This is a genomic window from Streptomyces longisporoflavus (assembly GCF_014649775.1).
GTDB classification, from domain to species: Bacteria; Actinomycetota; Actinomycetes; order Streptomycetales; family Streptomycetaceae; genus Streptomyces; species Streptomyces longisporoflavus.
Genome location: NZ_BMTR01000002.1, coordinates 145963 through 164058 on the forward strand (window position 1 = coordinate 145963; position 18096 = coordinate 164058).

Consider the following 18096-nt stretch of genomic DNA (forward strand, 5'->3'; position numbering starts at 1 on the left):
ACAACCAGTATCATGCACATTGCGTGCATGATGCACATGCGCGGAGAGGTGGGAGTCCTACCGCCAAGGGTGCGACAGCCGCAACACCCCCCGCAGTACCGCCGAGACGGGAGGACACACGCATGGACAAGCCATCGCACCTGGTCGAGTTCGAGCACATGATTCTCGGGCGCCACCAGTTCGGCAGCGACAACCGCCGCAGGCAGGAAGACCGCCTGGAGCGCAGCACGTACATCATCCTGAGCCGGATCCGGGCACAGGGGCCGATGTCGATCGGACAGCTCAGCGATGCGTTCCAGCTCGACGCCTCCACCCTCAACCGGCAGACGGCGGGCGCGGTCAAGGCCGGGCTCCTCGACCGGATCCCTGACCCCGAGGGCGGCATGGCGCGCAAGTTCCGGCTGACCAGCGAGGGCAAGCGGCGCCTTGATGCCGAGCGCGAGGCGCATGTCGGCGGGCTCGACAAGGTCTTCGAAGACTGGCCGGCCAAGGAGGTGGAGATCTTCGCCCACTACCTCCAGCGGTTCAACACCAGCATCGAACGGCTCAGCGGCCGGCCATGGCCCCGGTCCGACGGGTAGGCACGTAGGCATGGGCCCGGACCGCAACTGGGCCGTCATAGCCCGTCAGCACTTCGCTCACGTCGAAGCGGACCCGCCGAGCACCAGCACAACCTCCCCGTCGGACGGGTCGAGTTCCCGGACCAGCCAGGAGCGCTCGTCGATGGTGGTGCCGGCGCCGGTGGTGTAGGGCGCGACTCTCAGCACGGTTCCCGTCGGGCCCTCGGTTCGCAGTTCTGCCTCGGTGAGTACGTCGTCGGCAAAGCGCAGGGCCAGTTCGACCGGCCGCGGGGCCGCCGCGAAGGCGTCGGGATCGGGCAGGCCCCGGATGCGGCAACGGGCGCCGGGAAACAGATGGGTGTGGGCACAAACGGCGAGGAAGGCGTTCTCTGGAGTGGCGGGTCCGGTGGTGGCCTGATCCACGATGCGGCTCCGGGATACACGGGAGGGGACGACGGGCTCACCGAGCCTGTCCGATACGGCGGGCGCGAGAGCACATCGCATGGCCGGTCCGCTCCGGCCGTCACCCGGACGGGCCTGCCCCGGGTGGAGACGCCAGGCTTCGGGCTTCGGGCTTCGGGTTTCGGACTGCGGACTGTGGGCTCTGGACTGTGGGCTTCGGGCCGACCGATGAGCCGCCCGCCCCCCACCGAACGGGAACGGGCGGCTTACGGCCGGCCGGGTTCGACGCCGCCGCTAGCGTGCGGTGAACGCCCGGACGGAGGACTTCTTGGCACCCCCTCCATTGATCACGAACTGCGAGCCTGGCTCCTTGAAGATGTCGCCGTCGCGGGAGCCGCTGATGGTCACATCGGTGAGCGTCGCGCTGCCGCGTGCGCCGCCCATGGCGAGGATGCCCGAGCCGTTGTTGGACTTGGAGATCGTCACGTCGGAGATCTTCACGTCCGGCATGGCGCCGCCGCCCGTCTTGAACTGGATGCCGTCGTACGTCGAGTCGTGGATGTCGGTGTCGCGGATCGTGACGCCGGGGATGTCGGGGCCCTGGGCGAACAGCGTGATGGCGCCGAACTCCTGGTCCTCGTTCCAAAACGCGCCGCCGGTGCGGTAGAGCCCGTTGTTGGCGATCAGCGTCTGTCCGGAGAAGGGCAGCGGATCGTGGTCGGTGGCGAGCATGATGCCGGGGTAGTTCATGGTGTCGTACACCAGATTGTTCTCGATCTTGTTGCCGTAACCGCCGTACACGGCGATGCCGTTGGCCCGCCAGGGAAGCTGCACGGTGTTGTTGCGGAAGGTGTTGTCGTGCCCGACGTCCGTGGAGGTGTCCTTGACGTACTTGCTGGCCCAGACGGCCAGGGCGTCGTCGCCGGTGTTGCGGAAGGAGGAGTTGAAGACGGTGGAGTTGCGGGTGCCGTTGGCGAAGTTGACCCCGTCCGCGTAGGTGTTGCGGATGCGCATCCCGTTGAACTCCAGGCCGTCGCCGGGGCCCCACAGTTCGGGGATGTTGCTGTAGTCGCGGCCGACCCAGGCCCCGACGTTGGCGTGCTCGATCCACACGTCGTTGATCTTGGTGTTCTTGCCGAAGCGGCCGTTGAGGCCCACGCCGCCCTCCGCGTTGCCGTCGCCGCCGCGGATGGTGCCCGAGCCGAAGATGGCGATGCCGGAGATCTTGGTGTTGTCGTCGATGTCGAAGCCGAAGTTGCCCTCGTGCGGATGGTTGATGCCGCCCGCCTCGTGCGGCGGGGTCAGCGTGTAGAGCTGGGAGTGCCACATGCCCGCGCCGCGGATGGTCACGTCACGGATGCCCACCTGGTTGAACTGCCCGCGGTTGAGCGGGTCGTCGGTGAGGATCTTCTGCTCCTGGCGCCACTGCCCTGCCGGGATCCATACGCAAGCGATGTCGCCCTTCTGGTCGGCGGTCACGGCCTTCTGGATCGCGGCCGTGTCGTCGATGCCGTCGCCCGGGATCGCTCCGTACGCGGTGATCGAGGTGCACTCGGCGGGCTTGCTCGCCGCGGGCGCCACCTGTTCCAGGTCGACCAGGTCCACGATGTAGAAGGCGGCGTCGTCACCGGCGTCGCGTTGCAGCTTGAACTTGGTGCCCTGCGGATAGGTCTGCGTGAGCAGGGCGTGCGACTCGTCGAAGAGGCGTCGCGCGTCGCCGCCCGGCCGGTTGGTCAGGCCCTCGGGCTGGTCGGTGTTGCCGTACAGCCAGCTGTGCTTGGAGGAGAGGGTCACCTTCTGCACGAACTTGCCGTCCGCGTAGAGACTGAGGGTCTTCTCCTGGCCGCCGCCGCCCGGCGCGTCGGGGATCGAGTTGCGTACGACGATGGAGTTGGCCGCGCTGGTGGAGGTGAACTCCACGAACTGGCCGGTGGAGTTGAGGCGCACGGACTTGCGGCCCGATGACTCGGTGGCGAAGTTGGTGTGGCCGAAGGTGCGCTCGGCGTCGGCTTCCAGGAGGGTGCCTTCGTAGCGTCCGTCCTCCGCCTCGTACTCGACGTACGGAACCGCCGCCCCGCGCCCGACCACGATGGAGCGGGCGAAGACGTTGTTGTTCTCGTTGGTCTCGTCGACCGTGTCGGTGGCGTCGGCGGTCGCGGTAAGCGTGGCGCCGCCGCTGGTCGCCGTCCAACTGCCGCTGAGGTTCACGGCGGCCGTCTCGCCCGCGGCGATCGCCGGTGCCGTGCCGTCGAGGGTGGCATCGCCCACCGTCAGACGGGTCACCGAGCCCGCGCCGGCGCCGCTGGTGCCGCGGTTGTGGACCTTCGCGCTGAAGGTGACCTTGGCGCCCACGGCTGGGTTGGCGGGGCTGGACGTGATTCCGGTGACCTCCAGGTCGGGCCCGGGGCTCTGGCCCACCGTCAGCTTGTCCTCGGCGGTGCGGCTGTTGTTGTCGTCGTTCTGCTCGTCGACGGTGTCGGTCGGGTCAACGACCGCGGAGACGGTGTAACTGCCCTGCGCGCGCTTGCCGATGTCCACCTTGACGGCAGCCGACTCGCCCGCGCCGAGTGCGGGCACCGCGGCGCTGCCCGCGACCGTGCCGCCGAGACTGACGTTCACCGTGGTCGCCGCGGCGGCCGCACTGCCGGTGTTGCGCACCGTGGCGTTGACGTGGATCTCGTCGCTCTCGGAGGGCTTCGCGGGGTCCCAGGTGAGGTTCGAGACGGTCAGGTCGGGATTGGGCGCCGGGGTTCCCATCACCTGGAACTCGGCTGCCTGGCCTCCGTATCCGGAGCTGTTGCCGTAGATCTTCAGTTGGACGTCGGCGTAGCGGCCGCCGACCGGGATGGTCACGGAGTTCTTGTTCCCAGAGGGGCTGAAGCTGTAGTCAGCCCGCGCTTTGAGGGACTTGAAGCCCTGGGCGGACTGCTCGCGCCCGAGTACCTCGATGTTCTGCGTCCGTGTCGCCCAGGCGGTGTCGGGGTTGAGCTTGACGACGACGGAGTCGAGGTCGGCGTTGGCGCCGAGCTTCACCGTGAGCGTCGAGGGGTGGCCGGTCGACTCCCAGTAGGTGCTCGTGCTGTTGTCGTTGGCGTTCGTGGCGAAGTAGTTCTGCGTCGACGAGGACGCCTCGATCGGCTTGTTCACGGCGAGGTTCACGGGCTCGGCGGCGGGCCGCGCGGCGGACGAGCCGGCGCTGAGGGGCACGAGGCCCAGGGCTATCAGTCCGGTGCTGAGCGCGGCGGTGATCAGCCGCCGGCTGCGTTGCTTCCATCTCATGGCGTCCTCTGTTCCACGGGGGCTGCGGGTGCTGCGGGTTCTGCGAGTGCTGCGGGCTGCGGGGCGCCTTGCCGACGCAGCGCGGGGAGGAACGGAAGCTGCCCGGCGACCGGATCACCCGCGTGAACGCACGGCTCACCTCGGCCTGTTGGGCCGGTGGACCGGGCGGGCCGACACGGGTGTATATGACATTTTCTCTATCCAGTCGATTTCTTGCTCCCACGAGAGCACAGATTTGCCGTACGCCACAGGAATGTCAACGCTTCGCACACGCCCTTCAACTCCCGGTCAGCCCGGCGCACTTACATTTCCACGGTCGCCGCTCAAGCCACAGCCCTGGCCAAGGGGCCACTGCGGCGCACTCACGTCCCTGCCCCACCCCGCCGCAGCCGCAACGTTCTTGCTCTATTTCATCAGGATCTTGCGATCATGTGCCGTAGCGGAAGGCGCGGCATCGTCAGACGGCACTGAGCGGATGCGCCGCCGTCGCCGAACGCGGGGGCCAGGCCCTGGGAGCCAGGATGCCCAGGACGTAGGCACGCGCGACGAGGGCGGGGCGGGTGGCGGCGTCCAGGAGTTCCCGAAGGCGGCTGAGGTGGTAGTCGACCGTCTGCCGGGACAGCTTCAGCGACGTGGCGATGTCACCGTTGCTGCTGCCCTCCGCCAGGAGCGAGAGGATGCGGATCTGCGCGGCGGTGAGCGCCGGATGAGCCTCGTGGGCCAGGCTCTGGTGGGTGACGACGGCCCAGACGTGCCGGGCCCGGCCGGCGGAATGGCCGATCGTGGTCAGGTGGAGCTGCGCTCGGCGCTGCAGCCCCCGGGAGTCGACGAGCACCGCGGACGTCTCCACCCGTCTGACACGGCGGGCTATCAGACCGTTCCACCGGCGGTGCAGCCGGTCGAGATCGGGTTCGGGGGCGAGCAGGGTGTGGGCACGCCGGCCGACCAGATCGGACATGTTGAGGCGGAACACTTCGGCGGCCGCGGCGCTCGCCTCGATGACGCGTCCGTTCGCCGAGAGCAGCGCGCAGGGCAGGCCGCTGTGGTCGCGCAGGGCCCGCAGGTTCTCCTCGGCCTCCTGGCGCTGGACCGTGGCGCGCAGCTGGTCGGTGACATCCACGTAGATCCCCGCGACACAGGTCTGCCCGTTCTCCCGTACGGGGAAGCGATGGCCCACCGCCCGGCCCGCGCTGCCGTCCTGGCGCCGGTAGCCCAGGGTGTGGCGCACCGCCGTACCCCGCGTGAGGATCTCCTGGTCGAGGGCGCGGAACTGGCCGGCGTCGGCGGGTGTGTCGAAGTCCTCGATGCACTTGCCGACGACGTGTTCCGGAGCAGTGCCGTAGAGGTGCGCGTAGGCGTGGTTGGCCCATAGATAGCGTCCGTCGCAGTCCCGGATGAAGGCGGCGGCCGGGGCGAGGTCCACCAGCTCCGCGAAGGCCGCATAGCGGCGCGGGGCCGATGCCCGGGCATCGACCTCCACCGCCAGGCCGCACCTGCGGTTGTGGACCTCACCCTCCTCGATGGGCCAGCTGACGTCGAAGGTGCGGTCGTCGAAGCGGGCCTGGCAGCGGCCCTCCCCCAGCGGCTTCGCCGGGGCCGCGAGTTCCTGGCGCATCCGGTCGAGGAAACGCTGCGCCGTGTCCGTATCGGCGAAGGCACCGCCTCCTCGCTCGAGCACCTGCCACAGATCGTCGACTTCCCACCAGAACACGGGAAGGTGCTCCAGCAGGGCCTTGAGGCTGGAATCGTCCACAGCGGTCTCCGTCCGTATACGACTGACTGACGCTCAGTCACAGCGCATTGGATAACCCGCCCCGGCCCCGCGCACGCCCGCTGCCCGGCCGGTGTCCCGAAATGGCGGCTGGTCTCGGCCGCCCGGCACAGCGCGCGACTCAGGCATTTGCCTGAGTCGCAGACGCCCGCGGCGGCGCAGCGCGCCCCGTCGGCCTGGTCCCCTTGAGTGAGCGGGTGAACACGCCCCGCCACACGAACGCCGGGAGATTTCCCCGGCTCCACAGGTATCGCCGCGGCAGCGAGCGATACGCACCCACCGGATGAATCAGGAGACGAACTTCAGTGAGCAAGGTGCTGTTAGTGCATGCCAAGGGTGGCCCGCCGCTGGGTCACGTCCTGTCCCGGACGGCCGCGAGGGCTCAGGTGCATCTGCTGGCGCTCAGCGCTCTTCCTCCCTCCGTCATGGACACCGCCCGGGGCCTGTGCGCCTCGATCACTGTGCCCTCCGAGGCGCAGCGCTCCGACCTGGTGTCCCTGATCGTCTCGGAGGCCGAGGCCGTGGGAGCGGACGCGGTGCTCACCTTCTCCGAGTACGCGGTCGTGGCCGTCGCCGAGGCGTGCCGGACGCTCGGTCTTGCGGGGGCGGGCAGCGCCGCCGCACTCGCCCGTGACAAGCGGCTGATGCGGCGCACCTGGCAGGAACACGGCCTGCCGCAGCCCCAGTTCCGCCCCGTAGCCACGGAGGCGGAACTGCACACGGCGGCCCGCGAGCTGCCCTGCCCGCTGCTGCTCAAAGCGGCCTGGAGCGCGGGGTCCACCGCGCACCAGATCATCCGCTCCCCGCGCGAGGTGTCCGCGGCCTGGGCCCGGTCCCGTGCCGTGATGGCCGAATCAGCCCAGCTGGGCTACGCGGAACTGCACGTCGCCGAGGCCGACGCGGACTTCGTGGTCGAACAGATCGTGACCGGCACCGCCGCGCACTGGTTCGACGAGCCCGGCTGGGGCGACTACGTCAGTGTCGAGGGCGTCGTGGCGGACGGCGTTTTCCACCCGGTGTGCCTCAGCGGCCGGATGCCCACCATCGAGCCGTTCACCGAGCGGGCCGGCATCACGCCCGCGCTGCTCCCCCAAGACGCCCAGGACCGGATCGTGGATCTCGCGCGCCGCGCCGTGGACGCGCTCGGCCTGCGTGACTGCGGGACCCACACCGAGATCAAACTCGGTGCGGACGGCAGCATGTGGCTGATCGAGACAGCGGCCCGGTTCGGCGGCGCGATGACCGTGCCCCAGATCGAGGAGGTCTTCGGGCTCGACCTGACCGGCATGCTCGTCGAGCACCTCCTGGGACGCCCGGTGACCTGGCCCGAGCAGGCCCTCACCCCGGAGCAGGCGCGCGGCGCGGCGGGCTCCCTCGTCGTCCTGGCGGTCGACGGCCACGGCGAGGCCTGGCAGGACCGCAGGATCTGGGACTTCCCCGCCGTCGCGGCACGCGTGCCCCTGAGCCGGGACAGCGAGCTGTCGGTGGTCAAGGAGAGTTCCCTCCCCGACGGCAGCATCGTGCCGGTCTACGACCCGGCCGCGGGCGCCAACACCATGGCCGCCCTGTGCCTGCTCTCGGCCGCCGACCCGCGCACGGTGCTCCACGACTTCCAGTCCCTCGTCCACGCCCTGCCCCGGGTACTGCCCGCCGCGCGGAACCAGGAGGTTCCGGCATGACCGCCCAGCTGTTCACCGGCCCGTCCGAACCGGCCACCGACCGCACGGTCATCGGCGAGAACCTCTCGCTGCCGCTCTTCCGCACCCTCTCCGGCGTCCTGGCAGGCCACCCCTACCTCAAAGTCGTCGTCGACCGTGCCGAGAACACCTGGCACCTGCTCGACACCGCCGCGCACCCCTTCCACGTCAACTACATCGCCACCCGCGTCCTGGGCATGGAACTGACCGCCCTGGACGCGGATCTCGACGCGTTCAACGCCTCCGTCTACATGGACCCCGGGCGCCGGTTCCTGCTCGGCGTGCTCTCCCTGCACACCGAGCAGGAGGCGGAGGGACGCGAACGCACCTTCCTCGTCCTGGAGACCACCGAGGCCGACACCATGATCGGTGAACTCCTCGCCTTCTTCTACGAGTTCGTGCGCACCCGGGTGGACGGCAGGCTGCCGCTGCTGCTCAAGCCCGCCAACCACGGGCAGGAGGAGGCCCTTGCCGCCATCAGCGAACTGCGCGTGCCGCGCATCCTGAGCCACCAACTCTTCGGCACAAAGACCCGCACCCCGCTGAACGTCGGTGAGGCCACCGGGCGGCTGCGGTTCTTCCCCACGCACGAGGCGTACACGGCGGCCGAGGCCGGGCTCGGTTGGGCGGACATCGTGGCCATGCCGTGCCTGCCCGACGACGTGCCCCGGGTGGCTGGATTCCTCAACACCGCGCCGATCACCCCGCTCTCCCACACCAACGTCCTCGCTTCCGGCTGGGGCATACCCAACGCCATCGTGCGTGACCTGGAACAACTCATCGAGAAGGACGGCCTGGACGGCGCATGGGTGCGCTACCGGGTGCGCGAAGACGCGATATCCCTCGAACGCCTCGATGACGAGCCGGCCCTGCACGCTCCGGCCTGGCACCAGCAGCGCATCCGCCTCGAACCGCCCCTGCTCGAAGACGCCCCCGTCCTGGCCCTGCACCGGCTGCGCGCCGCGGACCGCGACCGGTACGGCACCAAGGCGGCCAACCTCGGCGAGCTGCACCACGTACTGGACAGCCGCACGGCCGACCTGACCCGCTTCTACGGGCGGCCCCGCCCGCCGCGCGAGAACCTCTACGGACACCTCGCGGCCCGCCTCGGCCTGAGCAGCGCACCCTCTCCCGCCGAACTCCGCGCCCGAGCGGCCGAATTCGTGGCCGCATCCGTGGGCGCCCCGCAGGGCGTCGCCCTCCCCTTCGCCCTCCAGCAGCGATTCCTCGCCTCCTCCCCCGCTCTCCAGCAGGGCATCGGCAAGCTCAAGATGGCACTCGAACTCGACGCCACCGACGTCCTGGACTCGCTGTGCCTGCAACTCCAGCACCTGATCCGCAACACGCCCGTACCCGACGCCGTCACCGCGCAGATCAGCCAGGCCTTCACCGCCGCCGCGGCCTCGCGCGGACGCCTGGTGGTGCGCTCCTCGTCCAACGCCGAGGACCTGCCCGGATTCTCCGCGGCCGGTGTCTACGACTCCGTGACCACCGTCCACGGCACCGGCGAACTCCTGGACGCCGTACGCCAGGTGTGGGCCTCCCTGGTGTCGCCCCGCAGCGTGCGCCTGCGCCACCAGGTCGGCATCTCCCTGGACGACACCTACATGGGCGTGATCATCCAGGAGTATGTGCCCGCCTCCCTCGGCGGCGTCCTGGTGACCTGCAACCCGACCCGCCGCGAGGACTTCCGCAACGTCTATCTCAACTGCTCCCCCGGCTCCCCGGAGCAGGTGGTCGACGGGACGGTCCTGCCGCAGCAGTACCTGTACAACACCGTGGAGGGCGGCGGGCGCACCGTCGCCCTGGGCTCCTGGAGCGACGGGCTTCCCGCCGCCACGCGTGCCCGGCTCGCCGATCTGTCCCTGACCGGCCGGCTCCTTCAGTCCCACTTCAGCGCGTCCGGCGCCAGTGCGTCCGGCTCCGGCGCGTCCGACGTGGACCGGCCGCTGGACATCGAGTGGCTGATGACCGAGCAGGGCGACTTCCGGCTGGTCCAGATCCGCCCGTACGCGCTGTGAGGGCGCGCTTCGGCCGGTCCGGGGCGGATACCGGCCTCACGGCCACCGCCCGCCGGATCATCCGGCTCAACTACGGCTTCCAGCTGCTGTTCAACCTGCTGTGGTGGATGCCGGTGTTCTACGCCTTCCAGAAGGCGGCAGGACTCTCGGACGCACAGATCTTCGGCATCCAGAGCATCTACTACGTGGCCTTCTGCCTGTTCGAGATCCCGACCGGCCTGATCGCCGACCGGATCGGCACCCGCAACTGCCTGCGGGCCGGGGCGGTGGTCATGACGGCGGCGAACCTGGCTCCGGTCATCAGCGCCTCGTACACCGGCTTCCTCGTCCACTTCCTGGCCATCGCCGCGGGACGTTCCCTGACCTCGGGAGCGGCGAGCGCCTACCTGTACGACGGTCTGCGGGCCGAGAAGTGCGACGAGCACTACCTCAAGGCGGAGGGCACCGCGCGGGCTCTCGGGCTTGCGGCGAAGGTCGTGTGCTGGCCGCTGGTCGGTCCCCTCATGGCCCTCGCACACACGGCCCCGTACGTGCTCAGCGCCGCCAGCGCGGCGGGCTCCCTAGCCTGCGCCGTCGCGCTGCCCCGGCTCGCGGGGCCGGACGCCCGTACGGGCAGCGCGGCCGACCGCAGGGACGGCGGGCGCAGGGGCGGCGCGTTCCTGCGGGACGCGGGCTCGGCACTGCGCTGCGTCGCCTCCTCGCGGTGGCTGGCCCTGGTGATGGTGCAGGGCGTCGCGGTCTTCACGCTGTCGCGGATCTGCCAGGTCAACCTCTTCCAGCCGATCCTCCTCGACCACGGCATCGCGGAGGCTTCGCACGGTGGAGTGCTTGCCGCGATGACGGTGGCGGAGGCGGTGGCCTCGGCCCGTCCGCAGTGGCTGAGCCGTCGGCTGCCACCGGTCGCCTGGGTCTCGATCCTCAGCCTCGCGCTCGCGGGCACTCTGGCGGCCATGACGCTCGGCGGCCCGTGGGCCGTGGTCGCGCTGCTCTGCCTGTTCGCCGCCGCGACCGGCTTCGCCTACCCCGTCCAGCGCAAGCTGGTGAACGACGCGGTGCCCGCCGACGCCCCGCGCGCCACGCTCCTCTCGGTCGAGAGCATCGTGGACCGCGCGGTGTGCGCGCTGGCCGCGGTCGCCGCGGGCGCCTACCTCTCCGCCGGGCAGCTGGATGCCCTGCTGTGGCACAGCGCGCTGGCGACGGCGGTGCTGCTCGGGATCTTCCAACTGCTGCTGCGCAGCGGTCTGGTCGAGCGGGGCCGGGAGGCACCCCCCACGGAAGCTCTGGCCGTGCGCGCCGAGGCCCCAAAGGCCGTGGAAGCGGACAGAGTTGGACGCCGGCGGTCGCGGCCGTAGCCGTGGGGCGGGCCTCGATCAGGCGGAGCGGCGGCCGAGGAGTTCGACCAACCCCACCGGCAGGAACGCGGGCCGGTGGGGCCTGCCGACCTGGTACGGCACGAAGCCCAGCGAGGAGGCCACGGTGACCTCCTCGGCCGTCTCCGCCTGGTAGACGACCCGGCAGTGGCCAGCATCAGCCTTCGCCCGCTGCCAGAGGGCGGGCGCCGGTTTACGTTCGGCCTCGGTCCGCGGAGTCAGAATCCGGTCGCCGAAGTCCTTCCAGGCGAAGGGCTCAGCCCCTTGCCACGTGGTATCGACTTCCTTCTTCAGCCTGGCGGCACGCTCGGCGTCGGTCGTGCCCCAGGAGGACGGGACATTGGTGATCAGGCCGACCCTGATGTGGCGTTCGCGCAGGGCCCGCAGGTAGGAGGCGGCGCCGGGCTGATAGCCGGTGCTTCCGTCTCCAGCGGTGTGCACCAGGGTCTCGCCCAGGTCGAAGTACACGACGGGGCAGTCGCATTCGACACCTGTACGCGCGACGGAGGGCGCCGCCGCCACCTCGCCCGCGTCCACCGGTGCAGCCGCCACCGGCGGGGCCGCACTCGCTGCGGCGCACAGCACGCTCGACACCAGGGCAGCGCCCAGCGCCATGCGCACACGGACCGAGCCCTGCAAGGCGGTTCTGTTCATGGCGTCGTCGCCCCTCTCCTGGCGCACCACGAGGATGCGAATGTCCGGTACATGACACCGACCGCAGCGGTCCAGAGCGCTCTACCCCTGAACACCGTGCGGCACGCCGGTTACGCGCGTCCGGGGCACTCTCGCCGATCACCCGGGCGGCCTTGGTGTCCGCGCCATGTGTCATTATGCGGACGCGCGCCCCTGGGGAGTGGGCCGCGGTTCGCTGATTGCCAGGGGGTTGGGGATGGGTGCGGGTACGGAGCCGGAGGGCTGGTCCATGTCCGATGAGGAGTGGGAGCGTTTCCTGCGCGAGTCGATGGCCGGAACGGCCGACGCGCCCAGGGAACCGTCCGCGCGGGCCCGCGACGTGGCGAAGCGGCTGCGCGCGGAGCCCGGCCGCGATGCGGAGGGCTGGCGCTCCTACACGCCCGCACGTCCCAAGCGGCGCAGGGGTTGGTACGTGGTCGGGCTGCTGGCCGCGCTGGTGCTCCTTGCGGTGGCGCTCGCGCCGGGGCGGATGGTGGACCTGGTCACCGGAGACGACTCCGACTCCACGCCGCTGGCCTCCGAGACCGCACGGCCGACCCAGGCGCCCCCGACGGGGTCGGCCCAACGCCCCACCGAGAAGGAGCCGTTCCGCGGTTCGCCGGCGGCGAGGTGGGCGAACGGAGCGGCGGGGATCACCGTACCGAAGGCCAGGGCGGTCGGCTGGATGAGCGCGGCCGAGGTCGAGCGGGCCCTCGCCCGCAGCCGGGACTTCCTCGTGTCGTCCGGTCTGGACCGCGGGGTGCTGCGGGGCGAGCGTCCCGAGAAGGCGATGGCACTGATCAACCCGCATCAGAAGGACGTCCAAGTCTTCCTGAAGACCGCGTTCCGCGCCCCGAGCGAGAAGAACGACCCCCTTTACCTCTTCAGCCGCTTCCGGCCCTCCCGTACCCAAGTGGTCGGCGACATCGTGAAGACCCGGGGCCGCCTCAGCTACCGGGAGGGCGAGCGCGGCGCGCTCCAGGTGACCGCAGACGTCACCTTCGTCTACCCGACCACGCACGCGGACGCGGGCGGCGACGGCGAGATCGTGCGCACGGTCGTCCGGCGCGAGCTGATCCTGAGCTGGGACGACCCCGACAAGGTGATCACCGAGCCGGGCACGTTCTCGATCGTCTCGCACAAGTACGACATGACCAACGGCGGCTGCGGCGCCCCCACCGGCTACTTCACCCCGCCCTACGGCACGGACCGACGCGCGGACGTGGCCGACACGGAGATCGACCCCTACGACCGCAGCGCGCCGATCGCGCGGGACAAGACCTCCGGGGGCGAGTGCAAGAAGGCGACGCGCTCCTAGCGGGCATCGGCCTGCCGACCGGTCTCGTGGCCGCCGCCCGCGATGCGGTCCTACCGCAGCCGGGGCAACAGCTGGTCGCCGATGCGGCGGATCTCCTCCTTGTAGGGCGTGTCGGACAGCACGAAGTGCGTGACGCCCAGGGCCCTATAGGCCTTGAGCGCCGCGGCCACGTCGTCGGGCGAGCCGACGAGCCACGTGGTGCCCGCTCCCCCGCCGCCGAACCTGCCGGGCGTGGTGTACAGGCAGGTGTCAAGGACCTCGCCACGCTCGGCCAGCTCCAGGAGCCGCCGCTGACCGACGGCTGTCCCGCGGTTGCCCGCCCAGGTGCCGATCTCGCCTGCGTCGGCCGCCATCTTGGCGACCTTCTCCTCTGCCGCCCGCCACGCCTCCTCGGTGGTGTCGCGCACCACGGTCGTGATCCGCAGCCCGTACTCCAGCGGCTCATGGCGACGCCCCACCCGCGCGCTCAACTCCTCCAGGCGTGCGATACGTTCGGCGATCCCCTCCAGCGGTTCACCCCAGAAGAGCTGTACGTCGGCTTCGGCGGCCGAGACGCGTTCGGCCGCCTCGGACGCGCCGCCGAAGTAGAGCGTCGGATGAGCCCGCTCGCCGCCGGCGTAAGGGCGGGGGCTGACCGTCGATCCGGTGACGCGGAAGTGCTCGCCTTCGAAGGTGACGTTCTCCTCGCTCCACAGGCGCCGCACCAGGTGCAGGAACTCCCCGGTGCGGGCATAGCGGGCGGCGGGATCGACGTTGGTGTCACCGTAGGCGGCCGGGCTGTCGAGACCGCTGACGATGTTGACCAGGACGCGGCCGCGGCTGAGCTGGTCGAGCGTGGCCGCCGCACCGGCGAAATGCGCGGGCTGCCAGTATCCGGGGCGTACCGCGATCAGGGGCTTGAACGTCGTGGTGCGCGCGGCCAGTGCGGTGGCGACGGTGAAGGTGTCGGGACGCCCCCATCCGGTGCCGAGCAGCGCGCCGCCCCAGCCGTGGTCCTCTGCCGCGCGGGCGAGTTCGGTCGAGTACTCGATGGACCCCCAGCCCGACGTCGTGTCGTCACCGCGGTGACCGGGCTGGACGGTGTTGGGGACGTACCAGAGGAACTGCGGGGTCATCGAAGCTTCCGATCGCTGTACGGGCCGTGACCGGCGCGGCCGGGTGCCGACCGCCGGCCGACCGGCAGGCAGGCAGGGAACCGAGATCGCCGTGGGGCAGGGGCAGGTCAGGTCGTGGCGGTTGGGTCCGCGTCCTGCGGAGTACCGAAGCCGCGCGGAGCGGCGCGGCAGGGCTTGGCGCGAGGCGGCAGCGCTTGGCGCGGGCCGGCTCGGCGCAGCGGAGGGATCAGCTACACACCGCGGTGGCGACGCGCATCAGATCGATGGCCCGTCGCTTCCGAAACCGCCGGCAGATGCACATGACGGCGAAGTTATCCCCGCACCAAACCCCGGTCAAGGCACACTTGTTCTGAGCCGCCGTGCTGCAATGACCTCGTCATGGGCCTGCCATGCTCACGTTACGACCCGGGTCGCCGCGGCACGATCTGCGCCCGGCCGGCTCCCCGCGTACGACGGCCGTCTGGTGCCACCGGGGTGAGTGTGCTGAGGTGCAGGGGGCCCTGGAACCCCCGCCCCTGGCTTTCGGAGAGCGACCTTGCGCAGTCTGACCTTCGTCATCGGTACGGGCCGCAGCGGCTCCACCGCGCTGTCCCGCATCCTCAGCACCCACCCCGACGTACTCAGCCTCAACGAATACATGGCCTCGGTGGGCGACGCCGCCTTTCCTGAGGGCCAGGTCTCCGGCGGCGACTTCTGGGAGGCTCTCTTCCGGCCCACCCCCTATTTCGCGAACATGCTCCGCAGCGGGCTCCTGATGCCCGAGTTCCTCTACACGCGCCGTCCGGGGCGGTACTGCGCGCAAGGCACCGGCATCCCCGCGCTCTCCCTGATGGTGTTGCCCCACCTCACCGACGACCCCGACGGCCTGCTCGACGACATCCGCGCGGCGGTCATCGACTGGCCCCGCCGCACCGCGGCCGAACACCACGAAGCGCTCTTCGACTGGCTGGGCGCGCGGTTGGGGCGCACCGCCGTCGTGGAGCGCTCCGGTTACTCGACGGGCTGGGCCCAAGGATTGCGAGCCGCCTTCCCGCACGCGAAGTTCGTCCACCTGTTCCGCGACGGGCCCGACTGCGCCCTCTCCATGAGCCGCCACCCCGGCTACCGCGTGATCACCTTGATGCGCGAGATCAAGGAGCGGACGGGCGTCGAGAGCTTCGGCGATCTGACGGACGAGGACGTGCGCTCCCTGCCACCGGATCTGGCGCCCCTGCTCGACGAGCGCTTCGACCCCGCCCTCGTACAGGAGCGGGACCTTCCGCTGCGCCGGTTCGGCGCCCTGTGGTCCGAACTCGTCATCCAGGGCGCACAGTTCCTCGACGAGCTGCCCGCCGCTCAGCGCACGACACTCTCCTACGAGGATCTGCTCGACGCCCCCCGCAAGGAACTCGCCCGCCTCGCCGCGTTCATCGGGTTCGAGCCTGCGCGCCAGTGGCTGGACGGCGCGTGCGCCCGGCTCGACGACAGCCGCCGCGGCTCGGCAGGAAAGCAGCTGACGCCCGCCGAACTCGACGAGCTGCGCGAGAGCTGCGCTCCGGGCACCCGCGCCCTGGCAGACAGACCAAGCCGGGAATGAACCCCCGAGGTAAGTGGGGCGTCACACGCCCGACTACCCGATGCCGCCGTTGCTCTGGAGAAGCTGCCCGTTGACCCAACCGCCCTCAGCCGAGCAGAGAAACGAGACGAGATTCGCGCAGTCCTGCGGTACGCCGAGGCGTCCCAGGGGCGTGTAGCGGACCATGTCCGCCTTCTGCTCCTCGGTCATCCACCCGGTGTCGGTCGGTCCGGGATTGATCGCGTTGCAGGTCACTCCCAGGTGGGAAAGCTCGCGGGCGGCGGCCAGCGTGATCCGGTCCATCGCTCCCTTGCTCGCCCCGTACGGAAGGTTGCCCGCGGTGTGGTCGCTGGTCAGGCTGACGATGCGTCCGCTGCCGTGCTGTCCGCGAAACCGCAGCCCGTACTCCCGGATGAGCAGCCAGGTCGCCCGCGCGTTGACCGCGTAGTGCAGGTCGAAGCTTTCCACCGTGGTGTCAAGGAGGCCGGAGTCGACCGACTCGCAATGGCAGAGCACCAGCGCGGTGACATTCCCCAGCTCACGCTCGACGCCGTCGAAGAGCTGAACCGGCACGGCCGGGTCGCTCAGGTCCGCCTCGACGGCGAGCGTTCTCGCCCCGTGGGAGACCACCTGCTTCCGCAACTCGTCGGACGCACCCGGCTCCGCACCCCACTGCATGCGCGCGTCGTACGGAGTCCAGTAGGTGAAGGCCACGTCCCAGCCGGCCCGGGCCAGATCCAGCACCACGGACGACGCGATCCCCGCCGACCGTCCCGCCCCCGTGACCAGCGCGAGCGGCCGCTCCGCCGCTTCACCGTCCGGTCGAATTCCCACGCGCGTCGCACCAGTCATGTTCCTCATCCTGACGGGCGCCCCTTCACACGGCACCCGGTTTTCCCCGACCCGGCGGCACACACCGCGACCGTGGCCGCACCGTCATCCGGATCCCGTCCCGTGCCCACAGCACGAACCGTTCCACCGGCGTCACTTCGTGCCCCGGTGCGGGCCTGAAGCGCAGGCGCCCGAGAAGGACGGCCAGGACGAGCTGAGCCTCGACCGTGGCCAGCGCGGCACCCTCGCAGCTGCGCGGCCCGATCCCGAAGGGGATGTACGCGAGCCGGGGCCGCATGGCCTCCTCCTCGGGCGTGAACCGCCCGGGATCGAACCGCTCCGGCTCCGGCCAGTACTCAGGGTTGAGATGAACCGCCCAGAACGGATAGAACACCGTCGTCCCGGCCGGGATCTCGTATCCGCCCAGATCCAGGTCCTCGGTCGTCTCGCGTGCGCCGTAAGGGCCGGGCGGGAACAGCCGCATCGACTCCTTGAGCACCATGTCCAGGTACGTGAGCCGCCGCAGATCGGCGTAGTCGGGCGTTGGGCGCTCGCCCAGTACCTCGTCCAGTTCGGCGGCCACGCGCTCGGCCGCCCCGGGGTGGCGGCCCAGCAGGTGCAGCGTCCACGAGACGGCGACGCCGGTGGTGTGATGCGCGGCCAGCAGCGTCACCATCACGGTGTCCCGGATCCGCGCCGGGCTCTCGCCTGCCTCCACGAGCGCCCCGATCAGGTCGCTGCGGTCGGTGCGGCCGCCCGGGCGGTGCGCCGCCACCACGCGGTCGACCGTCGCGCGCAGATAGGCGAGGGCCTCCTCGGCCCGCTCCGCCGAGCGCGGGTCGTCCCTCGGCACCTGGTACAGCCGACCGAGATGCTCGGTGAGCACCTCCTCGAACGAGGCGACGACACGGTCGGTGTCGGTTTCCGCGCCGCCGAGCGCGAACCCGCAGATCATGCGCAGCGAGAGCGCGGTCAACTCCGTCTGCAGTTCGACGGGTTCGCCCTCGGGCCGTGCGGCCCAGCGGTCCGCGAGCTCTTGCGTCAGCTCGGCGAAGCGCGCGAAGTGCCGCTCGTGGGACGGCCGTCCGGCGAGCACCGAGAGCAGCAGGCGGCGCCAGGGCGTGTGCTCGTCGGCGGGCAGCACTTGCAGGTTGCCCGCCTCGCACAGCGGATCAAGGAAGGCGAACAGTTCCTCGGGCCGTTTGTCGATGTGCGCCGTGGCCTCCAGGAGCACGGGATCGGCGACCGACACGGCCGTGTCCGCACCCGGCAGTTGGAAGCGCACGACGGGTCCGTATGTCTCGTGCAGACGTAACTGGTAGCGGTGCAGCCCGCCCGCCGCCATCACGGCGCTGAGCCCGCCGTCTTCCTGGTGTTCGGGGCCGGGGATGCGCATGCCGGTGCCTCCTGTCGCTGGTCCTGCCGTCCCCGGTGTCTACCCCGCCGACGGAGCCGGCGACGCGGGCCGCGCTCCCGACATCGTTGTCGGAAACGCGGCGCGCACG

General features: G+C 70.7%; 13 protein-coding genes. 6 read left to right on the plus strand and 7 right to left on the minus strand.

Translation table 11 applies throughout. From position 1 onward, the window contains the following. The first annotated feature begins 122 nt into the window (after nt 1-122). On the plus strand, nt 123-581 hold the full coding sequence (locus tag IE226_RS04710; protein ID WP_190079713.1) for a MarR family winged helix-turn-helix transcriptional regulator: 459 nt from the start codon (nt 123-125) through the stop codon (nt 579-581). A gap of 57 nt (nt 582-638) precedes the next feature. On the opposite strand, the gene IE226_RS04715 is transcribed toward IE226_RS04710, so the two are convergent. From IE226_RS04715 to IE226_RS04725, 3 genes are all read right to left on the minus strand, one after another. Next, nucleotides 639-983: a hypothetical protein gene (locus tag IE226_RS04715; RefSeq protein ID WP_190079714.1), complete on the minus strand. Its 345-nt coding sequence runs from the start codon at nt 981-983 to the stop codon at nt 639-641. Nucleotides 984-1256: 273 nt separating this feature from the next. Next, nucleotides 1257-4241, minus strand: coding sequence for a CARDB domain-containing protein (locus IE226_RS04720; protein ID WP_190079715.1), 2985 nt, complete (start codon nt 4239-4241; stop codon nt 1257-1259). 457 nt (nt 4242-4698) lie between these two features. Further along, on the minus strand, nt 4699-5994 hold the full coding sequence (locus tag IE226_RS04725; RefSeq protein WP_190079716.1) for a PAS domain S-box protein: 1296 nt from the start codon (nt 5992-5994) through the stop codon (nt 4699-4701). 332 nt (nt 5995-6326) lie between these two features. On the opposite strand from IE226_RS04725, the gene IE226_RS04730 reads away from it, so the two are divergent. From IE226_RS04730 to IE226_RS04740, 3 genes are read left to right on the plus strand one after another with little or no spacing between them, the layout of a single operon-like run. Continuing rightward, nucleotides 6327-7691 carry an ATP-grasp domain-containing protein gene (locus IE226_RS04730; protein WP_444546070.1) on the plus strand — a complete coding sequence of 455 codons (1365 nt, stop codon included), beginning with the start codon at nt 6327-6329 and terminating at the stop codon, nt 7689-7691. Continuing rightward, a complete protein-coding gene (locus IE226_RS04735) occupies nt 7688-9730 on the plus strand; it encodes a PEP/pyruvate-binding domain-containing protein (RefSeq protein WP_190079718.1) in 2043 nt (680 codons plus the stop codon). Before IE226_RS04730 ends, IE226_RS04735 begins: the two co-directional genes overlap by 4 nt. Then, on the plus strand, nt 9727-11082 hold the full coding sequence (locus IE226_RS04740) for an MFS transporter (RefSeq protein WP_229870494.1): 1356 nt from the start codon (nt 9727-9729) through the stop codon (nt 11080-11082). Before IE226_RS04735 ends, IE226_RS04740 begins: the two co-directional genes overlap by 4 nt. Before the next feature lie 18 nt (nt 11083-11100). Here the strand turns inward: IE226_RS04740 and IE226_RS04745 are convergent, their stop codons facing one another. After that, nucleotides 11101-11754 carry an HAD family hydrolase gene (locus tag IE226_RS04745; RefSeq protein ID WP_190079719.1) on the minus strand — a complete coding sequence of 218 codons (654 nt, stop codon included), beginning with the start codon at nt 11752-11754 and terminating at the stop codon, nt 11101-11103. Between the two features lie 235 nt (nt 11755-11989). Between IE226_RS04745 and IE226_RS04750 the strand changes: the two genes are divergently transcribed. Further along, on the plus strand, nt 11990-13090 hold the full coding sequence (locus tag IE226_RS04750; RefSeq protein WP_190079720.1) for a hypothetical protein: 1101 nt from the start codon (nt 11990-11992) through the stop codon (nt 13088-13090). A gap of 50 nt (nt 13091-13140) precedes the next feature. On the opposite strand, the gene IE226_RS04755 is transcribed toward IE226_RS04750, so the two are convergent. Further along, nucleotides 13141-14205 (minus strand): LLM class flavin-dependent oxidoreductase, encoded by a 1065-nt coding sequence (locus IE226_RS04755; protein ID WP_190079721.1) that lies wholly within the window; start codon nt 14203-14205, stop codon nt 13141-13143. Between the two features lie 535 nt (nt 14206-14740). Between IE226_RS04755 and IE226_RS04760 the strand changes: the two genes are divergently transcribed. After that, entirely contained in the window at nt 14741-15781 is a 1041-nt protein-coding gene (locus IE226_RS04760; RefSeq protein ID WP_190079722.1) for a sulfotransferase family protein, read from the plus strand. Nucleotides 15782-15814: 33 nt separating this feature from the next. Here IE226_RS04760 and IE226_RS04765 read toward each other — a convergent pair whose 3' ends face one another. Together IE226_RS04765 and IE226_RS04770 are read right to left on the minus strand one after the other, a co-directional pair. Next, nucleotides 15815-16612, minus strand: coding sequence for an SDR family oxidoreductase (locus tag IE226_RS04765; RefSeq protein WP_190079723.1), 798 nt, complete (start codon nt 16610-16612; stop codon nt 15815-15817). A 25-nt stretch (nt 16613-16637) separates the two neighbouring features. Then, nucleotides 16638-17987: a cytochrome P450 gene (locus IE226_RS04770; RefSeq protein WP_190079724.1), complete on the minus strand. Its 1350-nt coding sequence runs from the start codon at nt 17985-17987 to the stop codon at nt 16638-16640. Nucleotides 17988-18096: the final 109 nt, after the last annotated feature.

Coding starts and splice junctions, on each gene's coding strand:
- IE226_RS04710 (WP_190079713.1), top strand. CDS start 123: ATGGACAAGCCATCGCACCTGGTCGAGTTCGAGCACATGATTCTCGGG.
- IE226_RS04720 (WP_190079715.1), bottom strand. CDS start 4,241: ATGAGATGGAAGCAACGCAGCCGGCGGCTGATCACCGCCGCGCTCAGC.
- IE226_RS04735 (WP_190079718.1), top strand. CDS start 7,688: ATGACCGCCCAGCTGTTCACCGGCCCGTCCGAACCGGCCACCGACCGC.
- IE226_RS04745 (WP_190079719.1), bottom strand. CDS start 11,754: ATGAACAGAACCGCCTTGCAGGGCTCGGTCCGTGTGCGCATGGCGCTG.
- IE226_RS04750 (WP_190079720.1), top strand. CDS start 11,990: ATGGGTGCGGGTACGGAGCCGGAGGGCTGGTCCATGTCCGATGAGGAG.
- IE226_RS04755 (WP_190079721.1), bottom strand. CDS start 14,205: ATGACCCCGCAGTTCCTCTGGTACGTCCCCAACACCGTCCAGCCCGGT.
- IE226_RS04765 (WP_190079723.1), bottom strand. CDS start 16,612: ATGACTGGTGCGACGCGCGTGGGAATTCGACCGGACGGTGAAGCGGCG.
- IE226_RS04770 (WP_190079724.1), bottom strand. CDS start 17,987: ATGCGCATCCCCGGCCCCGAACACCAGGAAGACGGCGGGCTCAGCGCC.